We start from the raw sequence: 15,731 nt of genomic DNA, 5'->3' as shown, positions 1-15,731 counted from the left end.
CAACCTCCCGCGCCTGCTCGGCGCCAATCACCCGCAAGGCCTCGCGCGCGGCTGCCTGCTCACTTTGTTTCTTGCTCGCGCCTTCGCCCGTGCCCAACTCGCGCTCGCCGATTCTGATGCGGGTCTGAAAGCGCTTGGCATGATCGGGACCGCTTTCCTGGATGACTTCGTACACCGGATGGGCGTGGAAATGGCGATGGGCCGCCTCTTGCAGTTCGGTTTTGTAATCGCGCTCGGCGCTGGGACCGCCGATCTCGTCGGCGAACAGCCGTTCGACCACGCGCTGCGCCTCGGGCAAGCCGCTATCGCGATAGATGGCACCGATGACCGCTTCGAAACCTGCCGCCAAAATCGAGATTTTCTGCCGCCCGCCGCTTTTCTCCTCGCCCTTGCCCAATTGCAGGCTGCGCGCCAAGCCAATGGCCTCGGCCTTGCTCGCCAGCGTGCGGGCATTGACTATCGAAGCGCGCTGGCGCGAGAGCAGGCCCTCGTTGCCCTCGGGAAAATGGCGCATCAGCAGATCGGCGATTGCCAAATCGAGTACCGCGTCACCCAGAAACTCCAGCCGCTCGTAGTGCTGATCGGTGCCTTCGGCCGCGCTGGGATGGGTTAGCGCGACTCGCAGCAACTCTATTTGTCGGAAGCGGTAGCCCAGGATCCGCTCCAACTCGGCCGACCAATGCGGCGCTTGGGCCGACCCCGCGCCCTCTTCATCCTGGGCAGTGCGACGCCAGCCTCCCCACAAGCGTCGCGCCGTCACTAGCGGTTGTTTCCACCTCGATCTCATGGTTCTTGAATTCGTCGGTCCCCCGCACCAAGACTTTAATGTAGTTGCGGCTGTAACCGCGCAACATCCCGCTGCTCGGCTCGCGCGCCTCCTCAATCAATACCGCCAGTCGCTCCCCCATGAAGCGGGCCGCGAACTCCCGCCGCCGTTGCTCGCCCAACTCGCGCAAAATTTCGGCCCGCCGTGTAATATCCGCCGGCGCCACCTGCCCGGCCAGCTTTGCCGCAGTCGTGCCGGACCTCAATGAATAGGGAAATACATGGAAGTAGGCCAGCGGTAAATCGCGCACAAAGCTCAAGTAACGGTCAAAATGTTGCGCGCTCTCACCGGGAAAACCCGCGATCAGGTCCGTTCCGATCGCCGCCGCGGGCATCCGCTCCATAATTCGTTCCACCAGCCCCCGAAACTCATCGCGCCGATAGCGCCGGCGCATCCATGTCAGCACCTCGTCTTCTCCCGCCTGCAGCGGAAGATGAAAATGGGGACAGAACGGGTCACCGGCGGCCACCAAGTCGATGATCGGATCGCTCAGCTCTTCGGGGTCAATCGAACTCAGACGCAGGCGTCGGATCGGGCTGCGCTGCGCGATCATCTCAAGTAATACTTGAAGAGTGCTCGGCGGACTCAGATCGCGACCGTAACCGCCCAGATGGACCCCACTTAGGATCACTTCCTTGAAGCCCTCGCGATGGAGCTGCTCCAACACCTCCAGGACCCGCCGCGGCGGCACGCTGCGCGAAGTTCCACGCGACGTGGGCACGATACAAAAGCTGCAAAACTGATCGCATCCCTCCTGCAGCTTCAAGTAGGCGCGGGTCTGGCCCGCCGGCACCACCGCGCCAATCTCCAGCGCCGGCCGGCTCTTGCGCAGATTGCTCACCATCACCCGCGCCGCCGCGCCGCCGCGCGCCGCCGCGACCAGATCGTCAAGCCGATTGAGTCCGACCACCGCATCGACTTCGGTCAGCGCAGCCAGCGAGGCCGGATTGGCCTGGGCCATGCACCCGGTCATGATCACGCGGGCATTGGGATTGCGCCGGCGCGCGCGCCGCGCCAAACGGCGGCTTTCCACGTCGGCGCGATCGGTCACGGTACAGGTGTTGACGATATAGACGTCGGCCGGCTGATCGAAGTCGGCCTGCTCCATGCCGGCGGCGCCCAGGCGATGCTCGATCACGGCGCTGTCGTACTGGTTGACCTTGCAGCCCAAGGTGGCGATCGCAAAACGCATCCTAAACCTGAGCCTCCAGCGCGCCTTCGATAATTCCCCCGCCCAGCACTTCCTCGCCGCGATAGAAGACGCAGGCCTGCCCGGGCGTGACCGCGGGACCAGGCTTATCGAAGCGCACCTCAGCGCACCCCCCCGCGATCAGCGCCAAGCTGGCAGGAAGCGGCGGATGGCGGTAACGAATGCGTACCTGGATCGGATGGCGCTCGCCATCGCATGAGCGAGGGTTAACCAGGCTGACGCGCTCGGCGCGCAAGCCGGCCGCCGTCAGCGCCGCGCGCGGTGCCGCGATCACCCGCCCATCCTCGGGCCGAATCTCCTGCACGTACAGCGGCTCGCGCGCGGCTATTCCCAGACCGCGCCGCTGCCCCACGGTAAAGCGATGGATTCCGTCGTGGCGCGCCAGCACCCGCCCCGCGCGATCGGTTATCTCCCCGGGCCGAATTTGTCCCGGTGCGGCCCGATCCTTCACCAGGCGGGCATAATCATTATCGGGCACAAAGCAGATCTCCTGGCTTTCGGGCTTGTCGGCGTTGACCAAGCCCAATTCAGCCGCGCGCCGGCGCACCGCGGACTTGGTCATCGCGCCGATCGGAAACAGCGTGCGGGCGAGCTGCGCCTGACCCAAGGTGAAAAGAAAGTAGGACTGATCCTTGGCCTGATCCAGCGCCCGCAGCAAACGATAGCCGCCGCCGGGATCGCGCTCGATCCGGGCATAATGACCGGTGGCGACGAAATCTGCGCCCAGCGCGCGCGCGCGGCTCCACAGCCGATCGAACTTGATGTCGCGATTGCACAGCAGACAGGGATTAGGGGTGCGGCCGCCCAGATAGGCACCGACAAACGGCTCGATCACCCGTTGGTTGAATTCAGCGCGCAAATCGACCACGTAAAAGGGAAAGCCCATGCGCTGGGCGACTCGGCGCGCGTCCTCGAAATCCTCGTAGCCGCAGCAGGCGTTGCGCCGCGCCGGCTCGCCCCCATCCGCCGCCAACCGCATCGCGATCCCGATGACTTCGTAGCCCTGCTCGGCCAGCATCGCCGCCGCCACCGAGCTGTCCACCCCGCCCGACATCGCGACCACCACGCGCGGTTTCATGATGCCAGCGCCTCCGCGCTTTCGCCGGCCGCGACCTGGCGCCACACTCGCGGGATAATCGCGGCGGCTTCGGTCAGCTCGCGGGCGGTCGTGGTATAGCCCAGGCTGATGCGCAACGAGCTACGCGCGGCGGCCTCGCTGCGCCCCATCGCGAGCAGCACGTGGGAGGGCTCGACCGCGCCCGCCGCGCACGCCGAACCAATCGAGACTTCGACTCCGGCCAGATCCAGGGCGATCAGCAAGGTCTCGCCGCGCACCGAGGGAAAAGTAAAGTTTAGGGTGTTTACCAGGCCGCCGGTCGCCGGATGGTTGGCGCGCAGGCCGGGAATCGCGCTCATCAGGTGCTGGGTGAAATCGGCGGCCATCGGCGCCAGCCGCGCCGCCTCGGCGGCCCATTCCTGGGCCACCATCCGCGCCGCGATCCCGAAGCCGGCCGCGCCTATCAGATTGGGCGTTCCCGCGCGCAGGCCATGCTCCTGGGCGCCAGACCACAGCCATGGCCGAATCCGCTCGCGCTGGCGCACGAACAGGGCGCCGCTTCCCGCAGGTCCGCCCAGCTTGTGGGCGCTGAGCGAAAGCAGGTCGCATTGCAGCTCCGCGACGTTCAGCGCCATCTTGCCGGCCGCCGCCACCGCATCGAGATGGAACAGCGCGCCAGCCCGATGGGCCGCGTCGGCCAGCCCGCTCAGATCCTGAATCGTGCCGACCTCGGCGTTGGCCAAGCCGACGCTGAGAATTGCGCAATCGCGATCGATCTGCGCGGCGAGCGCGGCGGGATCGACTCGCCCCTGGCGGTCGGGCGCCACGATTCGCACCTGGGCGCCATGCTCCCTCAGATGCTCCAGCGGATGGAGGATCGATGAATGCTCGATAGCGGTGGTGACGATCGCGCGGCGCGCGGGATCGGTGTCGAGAGCGCCGAGGATTGCCAGATGGTTGGCCTCGGTGCCGCCGGAGGTAAAGACGATCGCGGTGGGCTTGGCGCCGATTAAATCAGCGACGGCGGTCCGGGCCTCTTCGAGCACGGCGCGTGCGGCCTGGCCCGCGCGATGGACCGAGGCGGGGTTGGCCCAAGGGAAGTCCGCCAACGCGGCGAGCGCCGCGCGCACCTGCGGGCGCATCGGAGAGCCCGCGTTATGGTCGAGATAGATCGCCATCGGTTATCAGCCGCAACGAGTCGGCGCGGCCCCAGTCGCCGCGCCCTCCGGCAGCGATAGACAGCCGTTGCTTATCTGCCGCGTCGGTGGTCCAAGCAGTTTAGCTGACGCACGCCCTCGCCGCGAGGGCGCGCTCCGCGCCGGGCAAGGTAGGGGATCCGCACGCCGAGCCGTCATCCCAAGCCTGTTTTTCCATCATTCCGTCGCGCGTTTGTTCCACCTTTTCTTTCCTTTCATTCTCGCGCGTGGCTGCCGCGCAAGGAATCCCGCATCTGCTCTCTGCCAGCCACTCACGTCCTCGGTCCCGAGTTCGCGACGCTCTCGCCAGCCGACAACAGCCCAGTCATCCCAACCGCCCCGCCTCGTCATCCTGAACGCAGTGAAGGATCTCGCGAGGTCCGCCTCGCGTCCATCAGCCGCGCCGGAGCGGCGGGCCGAGTGGCGGAGAAAACGACCGCTTCTGGTTACCACCCTCCGCTCCCTTTGCGCTATAGGGACTATCAGAACGAATGGATGAGGGTTATTTGAGCCTATCGATAACCTCGTCCCGAAAGTTCGGGTTCTCCCGAAGCTTCGGGTTCGGCAAATGCACTTCGACAAATTCTTTAAGATCGCCACTGGAAACGAACCGTTCGCCTACCAACGGAAGTTCGCCGAAGCCGCTGCGATAAGGCAGCTCGTCGATGTCCCTACCAGCTTGGGTAAAACCGCGATGGCCGTCGTCGCTTGGCTGTGGCGGCGTTTCGCCGCCGAGGAACCGCTCAAGGCCAGCACGCCACGACGGCTGGCATACTGCCTGCCGATGAGAGTGCTCGTCGAGCAGACGGCCAAAAATGCGGGCTTCTGGATCGACAACCTAAAGTCAGCGCACGTCCTCGCCGGTGAGGGGCCGGCCGTCCATGTCCTGATGGGCGGAGAGGACGAAGAGGATTGGGATCTCGCCCCCGAGCGCGAAACGATTCTCGTCGGCACCCAGGACATGCTGCTGTCGCGCGCGCTTAACCGCGGTTACGCGGCCAGCCGAGCGCGCTGGCCAGTACAGTTCGGGTTACTCCACACCGACTGCCTGTGGATTTTCGACGAAATCCAACTGATGGGTGCGGGCCTCGCAACTACCACCCAGCTTGAGGGCTTTCGGCACCTTGTCGGGTCTAAAGATGGGCACCGCAGCCAGAGTGTTTGGATGTCGGCGACCCTGGACAAGCGTTGGTTAAAAACTGTGGACTTCCAACCGCTTCTGGAAAGCCTATCAGAGCTGCGTTTTGATGCCGACGCCGAAATAGCCGCACTAGCTCCGGCCAGCGGGGCTCGGTCCGCGCTGGAGCGCCGCTTGAACGCCCACAAGCCACTGCAAGCCGCGAAAACCGTCGTTGGCGAGACCGAAAACCTGGCCCGCGAAGTCCTCGCAGAGCACAAGGCCGGCACGCGAACGATAGTGGTTATCAACACCGTCCGGCGCGCTCGTGAGCTTTACAAGGCATTAAAAGCGAAAGTCGGCGAGCCGGTCGTCAAGAAGGGGAAAAAATCGACGCCCGCAATGGGCAAGGCCTCCTTGCCGCTGCCCGAAATCGTATTGCTTCATTCGCGCTTTCGACCGCCAGACCGCGTCGCCCAAGTAGATCGCGCGCTGGATAACGTCGCTTCCGACAGTCCCGGAACGATAATTGTGAGCACGCAGGTAATCGAGGCCGGCGTGGACATCAGCGCGGCAACGCTGTTTACGGAGCTGGCTCCGTGGGCTTCGCTCGTTCAGCGCTTCGGCCGATGCAACCGCCGTGGAGAGGATCACGCGCAAGTGTACTGGATGGATCTGCCCAAGGGCGAACTCGAGGCCGCGAAAGTGACGGCGCCCTATGAGCCACAAGCACTGTGCGATGCAGCGAAGCAGCTCAGAGCACTGACCGACATAGGGCTCAAATCGTTGCCCGCGGTTAGCCTGCCCTTCGAACATTCTCAGGTCATACGGCGTAACGACCTAATCGATCTTTTCGACACCACGCCAGATCTGGCCGGCAACGACGTAGACATCGATCGCTTCATCCGTGAGGTGGAGGACAGCGACGTCCGGGTGTTCTGGCGTCGATGGGACCAGAGGCAAGCCCCTCCGCCCGATCAGCCAAGGCCCCGGCGCGACGAACTCTGCCCCGCGCCTATTGGCGAGTTCCGTGGCTTTTTCAAGGAGCGCAACAAAAGCCGTCCCGGTATGGTTTGGCGCTGGAATTTCCTCGATGCCAAATGGGAGTCGGCCGGTGAGAGCGGGCTGTTTCCGGGGCAAGTATTCATGGTGCATGCCGACGCCGGCGGTTACTCTGCAGAGCTGGGTTGGGATCCGGAAAGCGACCATGCTGTTGAGTGCCCCAGCAACGGCAGGGTCGCCCCGGAAGTTCCCGACGCTAACGACGACGACCGTCCTTCGCGGATCGAGGTCTGGCAAACCATCGGCGAACACGTCGAAGAGGTCTGCTCCGAGTTGGAAACCATCCTGACCGCGCTTCCCTTCTCCGAAGGCGAAGCCGAAGCCGCGCGCCTAGCTGCACGCTGGCACGACCGGGGTAAGGCGCATCGCGTCTTCCAGGATGCGCTGCCCGAGGGCGCGCCAGAAGTGCGCCGGTTCTGGGCAAAAGCCAAGGGTAAGTGGAGGCGATACGGGCGGCCCCATTTTCGCCACGAACTCGCCTCCGCCCTGGCGATTCTCGACCCGACTAATCCGAGGATCCCCGACCACGTCCGCGACCTCGCCGCCTATCTCGCGGCGGCCCATCACGGCAAGGTTCGTCTTTCTATTCGCTCGCTGCCCGGCGAGTCGTTGCCACAGCCAAGAAGTAACGGCAACGGCAGGGAGCGGCGCTTTGCCCGCGGCATCTGGGACGGCGACGAGCTTCCGGAAACTGACTTGGGCGGAGGAGTCAGCGCGCCAGCCGTCTCCCTGTCGCTGGAACCAATGGAGCTGGGGCTCTGTGTCGAGCAGCCCTTTGCCAGCACGCCGTCATGGGCTGAACGGATGCTCGCTTTGCGCGACAGGCTCGGCCCATTCCGCCTCGCCTACCTGGAGGCAATCGTGCGCGCGGCGGACATGCGCGCCAGTAAAAAGGCCGAACAGCGTGCCGCGCAAGCGCCCCAGGGGAAGCCCGCCAATGCCTGACCGCGAACGCTTTGACATCGAGATCCCCGGCTGTACTCCGCAACCCTTGATGGCATATCTCAAGGCGCTGGGGATCCTCCGCCTTGTCAGCGAGCAAAAGGATGGCGAGGCTCGCGCGTGGTGGGAAAATGACCTTTTTTGGCTGAGCTCCAGCCTGGATCGGGCGGCGCTGGTCAATTTTTTTCTCGAAGAGTACCAACCGACGCCAATCCTCGCACCCTGGGGAGCGAGATCTGGATTTTACCCTGGAGCGTCAGAGACGTCGGCACGCAAGGCTTTGGAGGCGGTGGTGCAGAACACTGAGACCAGGCTTGCACGGTTTCGCGAGGGTATAGCGAGCGTGCGCACGCTGCTCGACCGACTCGCTCTATCAGGAAAAGCAAGCAACGAAGACAAGCTGGAGCTGCTACGGCAGTGCCGCAGCAACCTGCCCGAGAGTGTCATCGCATGGCTCGACGCTTGCGCGCTCGATACCCCGCCGTTCCCGCCGCTACTGGGCACCGGTGGCAACGAAGGCAGCGGCAGTTACGTGTCGGGCTTTACGCAGCAGGTCGTTAACTGCGTTATACGGCGCGCGAGCGACGATGCGCTTTACACCAGCCTGTTCGTGACCCAAAGGCGCGGGGTTTTAACATCGCAGACGCCCGGTCACTTTTCGCCAGCCGCTGCGGGTGGTCCCAACGCAACGCAAGGACTAGAAGGCGGCAGCAATACCAATCCCTGGGACTACATACTTTGCCTTGAGGGTGCCTGCCTCTGGGCAAGCGCTGTCACTCGCCGTCTCGGTGCCTCCCGGGGCGGGATGGCGTCGTTTCCATTTACGGTCGCCATCTCCGGCTCAGGGTCCGCGTCCCTGGCGCTGAAGGATCGCATCAAGCCCAAACAGGCCAAGCGCAGCGGGGCCGAGATGTGGCTGCCGATGTGGGAGCGTCGACTCTCCCTTGGGGAGATCTCCCTTCTCCTTTCGGAGGGTCGAGCCTCACTGGGCCGCCGGAGTGCCATAACCGGCATCGATCTTGCTCGCGCGGCCAGCACCCTTGGAGTGGACCGAGGCATAAAGCGTTTTATCCGAACCGGCTTTCTGATGCGCAACGGGCAGTCGTTCCTGTCGATTCCCCTCGGTGCCTTCGAGGTAACCGAGCGGCCGTCAGCGAGTCTATTACAAGAGATAGATACCTGGTTGGACCGCTTCCGACGCGCTAGCGCTGACAAGAAGGCGCCGCCCAGGTTTGTCTCCGCGCTTAGCCGCATCGAGTCGGCCATTTTCGAGTTCTGCAAGCACGGCGGCGCACCGCTCTTCCAGGAGGTGCTGGTCTCGGTCGGCAATGTGGAGCGAGAGCTGGCCAATGGCGGTCGTTTCAGGGACGAGCACAGGCTGGCGCCTCTTGGCCCGCTCTCCGATGCGTGGATTGAGGCCTCGAACGACAGTTCGCCAGAGTTCGCTATCGCTCGCGCGGTAGCCTCCATCTACGATCGGGAGAGCAAAATTGGACCGCTGCGCGCTAATCTCGAACCGATCGATTGGAAGAAGCGGTCTCCGAACTGGGCCGAGAGCGATACCGCCACCGCTTGGAATGCCGCCAACCCGATAGCCAATCTTCTCAGCGTCCTGGAACGGCGCTTGATGGACGGCGAACGCGCCAGTTGCGAGCATCTGCCGCTCTCCTTTCGCGCCGCAACGCCGCTTGACGCGATTAGCGCATTTATTTCAGGGGCCGTGGATGACGCACGGATCGAAGAGCTGTTGTGGGGACTGATGCTGGTGTCGGGCACGAACCAGGCAGCGCCCCACCCCCAGAGCGCTTCGGATATTCCACGGGCCTATGCGCTGCTGAAACTGCTCTTCCTACCAGGCCCACTTGAGATTTACCGTGATGCCAAGGGCAATCCCGCCGTGCGCCTGCAGCTCAACCAACAGGGCGGCGCCATCAGCATCAGGGCCGAGCCGTCGATCGTGCAACTGCTTAGAGCCAATCGGCTGGGCGAGGCCTGCGTGGTCGCGATGCGCCGGTTGCGCGCCACAGGCCTGTCGCCGATGCCGATGCCGATCCGCGGGCGGCGCGCCAGGGACCGCGATTGGCTGGAGCTTGATCGCCTCGGCGGTGACGGGCTTGACTCTCGGCGCTTGGCCGCCGCGCTGCTGTTTCCCGTTGACAACGGCGCCGTAAACCAGCTCTTCCGCTTGGTCATATCCATCGGCGATCTGGACCGCGATCAGGCCGGGAACAGCCCCAACCCTTAGGAGGAACCATCGCCATGTCGGTCGCTCACAAAACGCTTGCCACTGCTCCACGGCTCTTGATGCAGGCCGAGCTGAAGCCTCTGCAGGGCAACCGCTTCCAGCCCACCGGCTTCGCCGATCTGGGCCCCGCGCGCTATACCCTACCTGATGGCACCGAGATGCTGCTGGTCGAATCCGTGCAGTCTGTGGCTAATCGCATGGAGCTGGCCTGCTGGGACGGAGGCAGCGACGACTTGATCGCGGAGCTGCGAGGCCTGCCCTACATTCAGGTGCGCTCGGGCGACCGCCTTTTTACCAACTCGGTGCTCGAAGCCCACCGAATCAACTCGCCGTACATCTTGGAGGGGCAGGACAAAACCGTCTTCGAAAAGCTGAAGCAAGGCGCGGCGGGCCTGGAAAGCGGCCCGGTTAATCTCAAGGCGCTGGCGGAACTGGTTTTTAGGTATGATCCGGGGTCGGTCATTCACGGGGTATTTCTGGCCAAGAAGGAGCTGGCGGGAGGGCGACTCCGGCTCCCGAGAATCCTGAGCGGCTTTATCGAAGCATCCCAGGTCAGAGTCGCCGAGAGCGGCGGCGTTAAGAACGATCGAGTTGACCCCTCGGGCGATACCAGGCAGGGCTTTGGAAATGTTCCTTTTCATCGTACGGAATTCACCGCCCGGAAAATCACGGCGTTCTTCAATCTCGACCTCGCGCTGCTTCGCGGCTATGCGCTGCCAGGGGAGGCAACCGAGCTTCTGATCGCTCTGTCCCTGTTCAAAGTGCGCCGCTTCCTATACACCGGCCTACGCCTGCGCACAGCGTGCGATCTGCAAGTCACCGGAGAACTGGAAGTCACTCGCCCCGAACATTTCGCGATTCCAGCCGAGGACGAGCTACTCAAGGAATGCACCGAGCTGATCAGCAGTTGCAAGAAACACTTTGCCGATCCTCCGGTTACACCGGTCGAATGGAAACCGGCGAAAAAACCTGCCGCCAAGTCCGCGGATGAGAACGAGCCACAAGAAGCGGACCAGGAATAATGCTATCCGTATCAATAAGGTTCTTAGCCGGTCGGTATCACGGCACGCCATGGGGCCGACACGTGAACGAGGGCGCGGTTGAATGGCCACCCTCGCCGTGGCGTGTCCTGCGGGCTTTGGTCGCGGCCTGGAAACGAACACTGCCCGGACTTCCGCAATCCCGGGTCGAGCCAATACTCCGTCTCCTTGCTGAGCCGCCGCAATTTGTTCTTCCCCCCGCCTCCACCGGCCATACCCGCCACTTCATGCCGTGGTTTAAGAAAGGCCCGGACGACCGCACGATGGTGTTCGATACATTTGTCGCGCTTCCGCGCGAGGCGCCTGTGCTGATCGACTGGCCGACCGCCGCGCTCGACTCGGATCAAACCGAGGCGCTATCAGCAATCCTCGGCAACCTCAACACCTTCGGCCGGGCGGAATCCTGGTGCGAAGCGCGATTGGAAAGTTACGGACACATCCCCGGCGGATTCATCTGCGCGCCCCTACGCGGTAGCTTGCCTGCCGGCCATGAAATCGTCCGCCTGCTTTGCGCGGATCCGTCCGGAGCCTTCGATGACGGCCACGTGGTTACTACCCAAAGCGTGACCGTCGGCCGCGGAAAGAACAGGACCACGACGGAAACGCGCTCCAGCATTTACGACCCAGCCTGGAATCTGTGCATGGAGACGTTGCAGCTGCATCAGGAGCGCTGGTCTGATCCTCCCGGCTCCCTCTGGATTAGCTACGCCCGTCCCACGGACTGCTTCAGGCGCGAGCCGGCCCGGCGCCGCGCCGCGCCTGCCCCCTACATCCAGATCGCACGCTACGCCATCGACTCGACGGTGCTCCCGCTTGTCACTGAGACTCTGCCCGTCGCCGAAGCGGCGCGGCGCGCGCTGATGGGCACTTTCGGTCGGTTGACCGAAAGAGGCGGCATCCGCGGCCGGTCCGCGACATTCTCCGGAAAAAATGAGAGCGGTGAACCGCTGGATGGTCACTCCCACGCCTACTACCTTCCAACCGACGAGGACCACGACGGCCGCCTTGACCATTTGACGATCTACGCCGCGCGCGGTTTTGACCACAAGGAGCAGATGGCGCTCAATCGCTTGGCTCAATTGCACACCGGGCGCGATAGCGAGGCGAGCTTTCCGCTGCGCGTTCTCCTTCTTGGTCTGGCGTCGGCGCGGGAGTATGCTCCGGCCCCGCTCGGACCTGCGCGCGAGTGGATCGGTGTCACGCCCTATGTCGCCACGCGCTACGCCAAAACCCGGGGAACAGAGCGGATCGACTTGCGATCCGCATCCGACCGGACGGCTTTTCTTCAGGAAGACTTGCGGGCTCAGCTTGCCACCCTTCGCCCGGAGCTGGACGCGGCCGATGTGGTTATCGAGCCCGCGTCTGATGAAAATGGCGTCTTCAAAATCGCGGATCGCTGGCGGCCTATCGAGTTTCGCCGGTCGCGTCTGAAGGCTGGTGACGACGGCGCACGGCGGCTGGCTGGCGCCTTCAAGATAACTTTTGTCACACCGGTACCCGGTCCGCTCGCCCTCGGCTATAATAGTCATTTCGGAATGGGGCTCTTCATGCCCAGGCCGGACCGCGACATCCGAGTTCCCCAAGAATAGTCATGCGCAACTCGTACCTGGTATGCTACGACATCTGCGACGACAAGCGGCTGCGCAAGGTCTTCCAAACCATGCGCGACTTCGGCGACCATCTGCAGTATTCCATCTTCGAATGCCAGTTCTCACCCACCGACCTGGTGCGATGCCGCCACGCGCTCAGCGAGATCATCGACCATCGCCGCGACCAGGTGCTGTTCGTCGATCTGGGGCCCGTCCAGGGACGCGGTGAGCGCGTTATCGCCGCCTTGGGCCGCGCCTATGTCCCCTTCGACAGCCCCTGTATCGTAATCGATAACGAGCGGGACACCTGATCCCCGATGGCCGCCGAACCTGCCCGCCGCCCGTCCCTCTCCCCTCTCTCCTCACGCCCGCGCGCCCCGCGCGAACTGCCCGAGTACCTGCCCGCGCGGATGCTCAACGAATTCGTCTATTGCCCGCGCCTGTTCTTTTACGAATGGGTCGAGGGAACCTTTGCTCCCAGCGAGGATACCCTGGCCGGTAAGCTGCGCCACGAAAAGCTCGAGACCAGGGAGGACCCGCTGCCGCCTCCGGGCCTGGCCGAGCCCATCCATTCGCGCTCCGTGATGCTCGCCAGCCAGACCCATCGGCTCATCGCGCGCCTCGACCTGCTCGAGGGCGACGGCAACGCCGTGACCCCGGTGGACTACAAAAAAGGCCGCCCGCGCGAAGAGCCCGACGGTCCCGCGGCCTGGCCCGCCGACCGCGTTCAGATCGGCGCGCAAGCGCTCATCCTGCGTGACAACGGCTATCGATGCGAGGAGGCGATCGTCTATTACGACGAGACCAGACAGCGCGTGCGGCTCCCGGTCGACGCCGCGCTGGTCGAGGAAACCCTGGCCGCACTGCACGGCGCAATCGAGCTGGCTGAGCGCGGCCCGCTCCCGCCACCGCTGGTGGACAGCCCCAAATGTCCGCGCTGCTCGCTGGTGGGGATTTGCCTGCCCGACGAAACCGCGAGTTGGGCCCACGCCACCGCCGACGAAGCCGGTCCGCAGCTCTCGCTATTCGAGCCCGTCGAGCCGGTCACTATCGCGAATGCGCAACCGCTGCGCCGCCTGGTTCCGGCGCGCGACGATTTGCGCCCGCTGTACGTCAGCGGCTACGGCCTGACGATGGGCAAAAGCGGCGAGGTCCTGCAGATCCGCGATCGCGCCAAGGGAGTCCAGGAAGTGCGCATCGGGGAGCTGTCGCAGGTCAATCTGATCGGCAACATCACCTTGACCGGTGCCGCGGTGCAGGGCTTGTGCGAAGCCGAAAAACCCATCGCCTATTTCTCCAGCGGGGGCTGGTTCTACGGCCTGACCCAGGGGCTGGGACTAAAGAACGTCTTTCTGCGCCAGCGCCAGTTCGCGCTTGCCGCCCAGCCACTTTTCTGCCTGGACATCGCGCGCCGCGTGACGGTGACCAAGATCCGCAATCAGCGCACGATGCTGCGGCGCAATCATCTCGAGCCGCCGGCGCTCGCCCTGACCCTGCTGCGCCGATGCGCCCAGGCGGCTGCCGCGGCACCCGACCTGCCTGCACTGTTGGGAATCGAAGGCACCGCGGCACGCCATTACTTCGGCGCTTTCAGCGGCATGATCAAGGTGGAGGACGAGCAGGCTGCTCCCTTCGGCTTCGATTTCAACCATCGCAACCGCCGCCCGCCGCGCGATCGGGTCAACGCCCTGCTCTCCTTCGCCTACAGCCTGTTGACCAAGGATCTGACCATCGTATGCCATGCGGTGGGCTTCGATCCATTTATCGGCTTCTTCCATCAGCTCCGTTTCGGCCGCCCGGCCCTGGCCCTCGATTTGCTCGAAGAATTTCGGCCGCTAATCGCTGATTCGGCGGTCCTGTCCGCGATCAACACCGGGATGGTGGACGCGGGCGATTTCATCGAGGTCGGCCCAGCGGTGGCGCTCACACCTAGGGGACGCAAGGCCTTTCTGCGCGCCTACGAGCAGCGCATGGATACCCTCGTCACCCATCCGCTATTCGGCTACCGGGTCAACTACCGCCGCGTGTTGGAGATGCAGGCGCGTCTGCTGGCCCGGGTAATCGAGGGTGAGGTAGGCACGTATCAAGGTTTCGAGACCCGCTGATGGCTGCTGCGAGCGGTGCAGTGACGGGATTTGCGCCGGGGGCGCTCGAAGCGCTAAAAGCTATGATAATCGTAGATCTTTTCGAGCGCTCCGCCGAGGGACGGGATTGTGGAGCAAGGCCGGAAGGGATCGCTCGCAAAGCTGGCGATTGCTCTTTGAAAATTCTAGAGTTTGAGGCGAACCTATTCCGCACTCGAATGAGTGCGGCCCCATTGAAGCAACCTTGTCCGGCATATCCTGCAACTTCATTTAAAACGAATATTCCGCACTCGAATGAGTGCGGCCCCATTGAAGCCTTAAATTTTTAGGCGGAAGTTAAGCACCGCCGAACATATTCCGCACTCGAATGAGTGCGGCCCCATTGAAGCCCTGATCCGCGTCGAACACCGTCATGAACGGAGTCGCTATTCCGCACTCGAATGAGTGCGGCCCCATTGAAGCCCAGACTGCGGCAAGGCTCTCGATGCGAGCGCGGGGCGTATTCCGCACTCGAATGAGTGCGGCCCCATTGAAGCGTCCCTGCCGTGCAGGCCGCGCGCGCGCAACTCATTGTATTCCGCACTCGAATGAGTGCGGCCCCATTGAAGCACCTTCAATGCGGGCGTGGCTGGCTTAGGTGCAGGCAGTATTCCGCACTCGAATGAGTGCGGCCCCATTGAAGCCCGCCACTACCCGGAGATGCCGCCGGGCCGCCTCCCGCGATATTCCGCACTCGAATGAGTGCGGCCCCATTGAAGCGGATCTCGAAACCAACGTGCGTCGGTCCGTCGTATTTATATTCCGCACTCGAATGAGTGCGGCCCCATTGAAGCATAAGGCACACGCGCGCAACGCCTTGGCGCGCGTATCTATTCCGCACTCGAATGAGTGCGGCCCCATTGAAGCATCCAGTTGCCGATCTTCCAGGCAGGCGGGATGGGCACGTATTCCGCACTCGAATGAGTGCGGCCCCATTGAAGCCTGTTAAAAGCCAGCGATTCAACGAACGATGCTTTTATATTCCGCACTCGAATGAGTGCGGCCCCATTGAAGCTATCGTCCATCTTCCGCAAATTGAATTGCCTTATCATATTCCGCACTCGAATGAGTGCGGCCCCATTGAAGCTTAGGGGAGCCCCCCGTTCCTCCCACCGTTGTCACCGTATTCCGCACTCGAATGAGTGCGGCCCCATTGAAGCCCACAAATAGCAACCGCTACGCGGCGATGATTACCAATATTCCGCACTCGAATGAGTGCGGCCCCATTGAAGCCACCCCACCCACCCCGCGCGGGCGCGTTCCCAATCCGTATTCCGCACTCGAATGAGTGCGGCCCCATTGAAGCTGCCCCAGTTGAAGCCCC

The 15,731-nt window shown here is 63.6% G+C and carries 10 protein-coding genes and 1 CRISPR repeat array; of the genes, 6 read left to right on the top strand and 4 right to left on the bottom strand.

The features are described 5' to 3' along the window. The 4 genes from rnc to VKV28_03545 all read right to left on the bottom strand — a co-directional run. The coding region (gene rnc / locus VKV28_03560) for a ribonuclease III (protein ID HLH75865.1) at window positions 1-760 on the bottom strand (760 nt) is incomplete at its 3' end. Next, window positions 711-2,018: a tRNA (N(6)-L-threonylcarbamoyladenosine(37)-C(2))-methylthiotransferase MtaB gene (gene mtaB, locus VKV28_03555; GenBank protein ID HLH75864.1), complete on the bottom strand. Its 1,308-nt coding sequence runs from the start codon at window positions 2,016-2,018 to the stop codon at window positions 711-713. The genes mtaB and rnc, both read right to left, overlap by 50 nt. A 1-nt stretch (window position 2,019) precedes the next feature. After that, window positions 2,020-3,114 carry a tRNA 2-thiouridine(34) synthase MnmA gene (gene mnmA, locus VKV28_03550; GenBank protein HLH75863.1) on the bottom strand — a complete coding sequence of 365 codons (1,095 nt, stop codon included), beginning with the start codon at window positions 3,112-3,114 and terminating at the stop codon, window positions 2,020-2,022. Continuing rightward, on the bottom strand, window positions 3,111-4,271 hold the full coding sequence (locus tag VKV28_03545; protein ID HLH75862.1) for a cysteine desulfurase family protein: 1,161 nt from the start codon (window positions 4,269-4,271) through the stop codon (window positions 3,111-3,113). Before VKV28_03545 ends, mnmA begins: the two co-directional genes overlap by 4 nt. 586 nt (window positions 4,272-4,857) lie before the next feature. Between VKV28_03545 and cas3 the strand changes: the two genes are divergently transcribed. The 6 genes from cas3 to cas1 are packed head-to-tail and all read left to right on the top strand — an operon-like array spanning window position 4,858 to window position 14,389. Beyond that, the gene (gene cas3 / locus VKV28_03540; GenBank protein ID HLH75861.1) at window positions 4,858-7,413 is read left to right on the top strand and encodes a CRISPR-associated helicase Cas3'; all 2,556 of its coding nucleotides are present in this window, start codon (window positions 4,858-4,860) and stop codon (window positions 7,411-7,413) included. Continuing rightward, complete coding sequence (gene csx17, locus VKV28_03535) at window positions 7,406-9,655, top strand: type I-U CRISPR-associated protein Csx17 (GenBank protein HLH75860.1); 2,250 nt, start codon at window positions 7,406-7,408, stop codon at window positions 9,653-9,655. Before cas3 ends, csx17 begins: the two co-directional genes overlap by 8 nt. Before the next feature lie 14 nt (window positions 9,656-9,669). Further along, entirely contained in the window at window positions 9,670-10,677 is a 1,008-nt protein-coding gene (gene cas7u / locus VKV28_03530; GenBank protein ID HLH75859.1) for a type I-U CRISPR-associated RAMP protein Csb1/Cas7u, read from the top strand. After that, entirely contained in the window at window positions 10,677-12,284 is a 1,608-nt protein-coding gene (gene csb2, locus VKV28_03525; GenBank protein HLH75858.1) for a type I-U CRISPR-associated protein Csb2, read from the top strand. Before cas7u ends, csb2 begins: the two co-directional genes overlap by 1 nt. Before the next feature lie 2 nt (window positions 12,285-12,286). Beyond that, window positions 12,287-12,595: a CRISPR-associated endonuclease Cas2 gene (gene cas2, locus VKV28_03520; protein HLH75857.1), complete on the top strand. Its 309-nt coding sequence runs from the start codon at window positions 12,287-12,289 to the stop codon at window positions 12,593-12,595. A gap of 6 nt (window positions 12,596-12,601) precedes the next feature. Continuing rightward, window positions 12,602-14,389, top strand: coding sequence for a CRISPR-associated endonuclease Cas1 (gene cas1, locus VKV28_03515; protein ID HLH75856.1), 1,788 nt, complete (start codon window positions 12,602-12,604; stop codon window positions 14,387-14,389). 183 nt (window positions 14,390-14,572) lie between these two features. Beyond that, window positions 14,573-15,713: direct repeats of the CRISPR family, unit length 36 nt; unit sequence TATTCCGCACTCGAATGAGTGCGGCCCCATTGAAGC. Between the last annotated feature and the right edge of the window lie 18 nt (window positions 15,714-15,731).

The organism is Candidatus Binataceae bacterium (assembly GCA_035294265.1).
Taxonomy (GTDB): domain Bacteria; phylum Desulfobacterota; class Binatia; order Binatales; family Binataceae; genus DATGLK01.
The sequence above is the reverse complement of the archived record's forward strand: the minus strand, read 5'-3'. Positions and strand labels throughout refer to the sequence as shown.

Bases quoted from the DNA above. Each gene is read 5' to 3' on its own strand.
- mtaB (HLH75864.1), bottom strand. From the start codon at position 2,018: ATGCGTTTTGCGATCGCCACCTTGGGCTGCAAGGTCAACCAGTACGAC.
- mnmA (HLH75863.1), bottom strand. From the start codon at position 3,114: ATGAAACCGCGCGTGGTGGTCGCGATGTCGGGCGGGGTGGACAGCTCG.
- VKV28_03545 (HLH75862.1), bottom strand. From the start codon at position 4,271: ATGGCGATCTATCTCGACCATAACGCGGGCTCTCCGATGCGCCCGCAG.
- cas3 (HLH75861.1), top strand. From the start codon at position 4,858: ATGCACTTCGACAAATTCTTTAAGATCGCCACTGGAAACGAACCGTTC.
- csx17 (HLH75860.1), top strand. From the start codon at position 7,406: ATGCCTGACCGCGAACGCTTTGACATCGAGATCCCCGGCTGTACTCCG.
- cas7u (HLH75859.1), top strand. From the start codon at position 9,670: ATGTCGGTCGCTCACAAAACGCTTGCCACTGCTCCACGGCTCTTGATG.
- csb2 (HLH75858.1), top strand. From the start codon at position 10,677: ATGCTATCCGTATCAATAAGGTTCTTAGCCGGTCGGTATCACGGCACG.
- cas2 (HLH75857.1), top strand. From the start codon at position 12,287: ATGCGCAACTCGTACCTGGTATGCTACGACATCTGCGACGACAAGCGG.
- cas1 (HLH75856.1), top strand. From the start codon at position 12,602: ATGGCCGCCGAACCTGCCCGCCGCCCGTCCCTCTCCCCTCTCTCCTCA.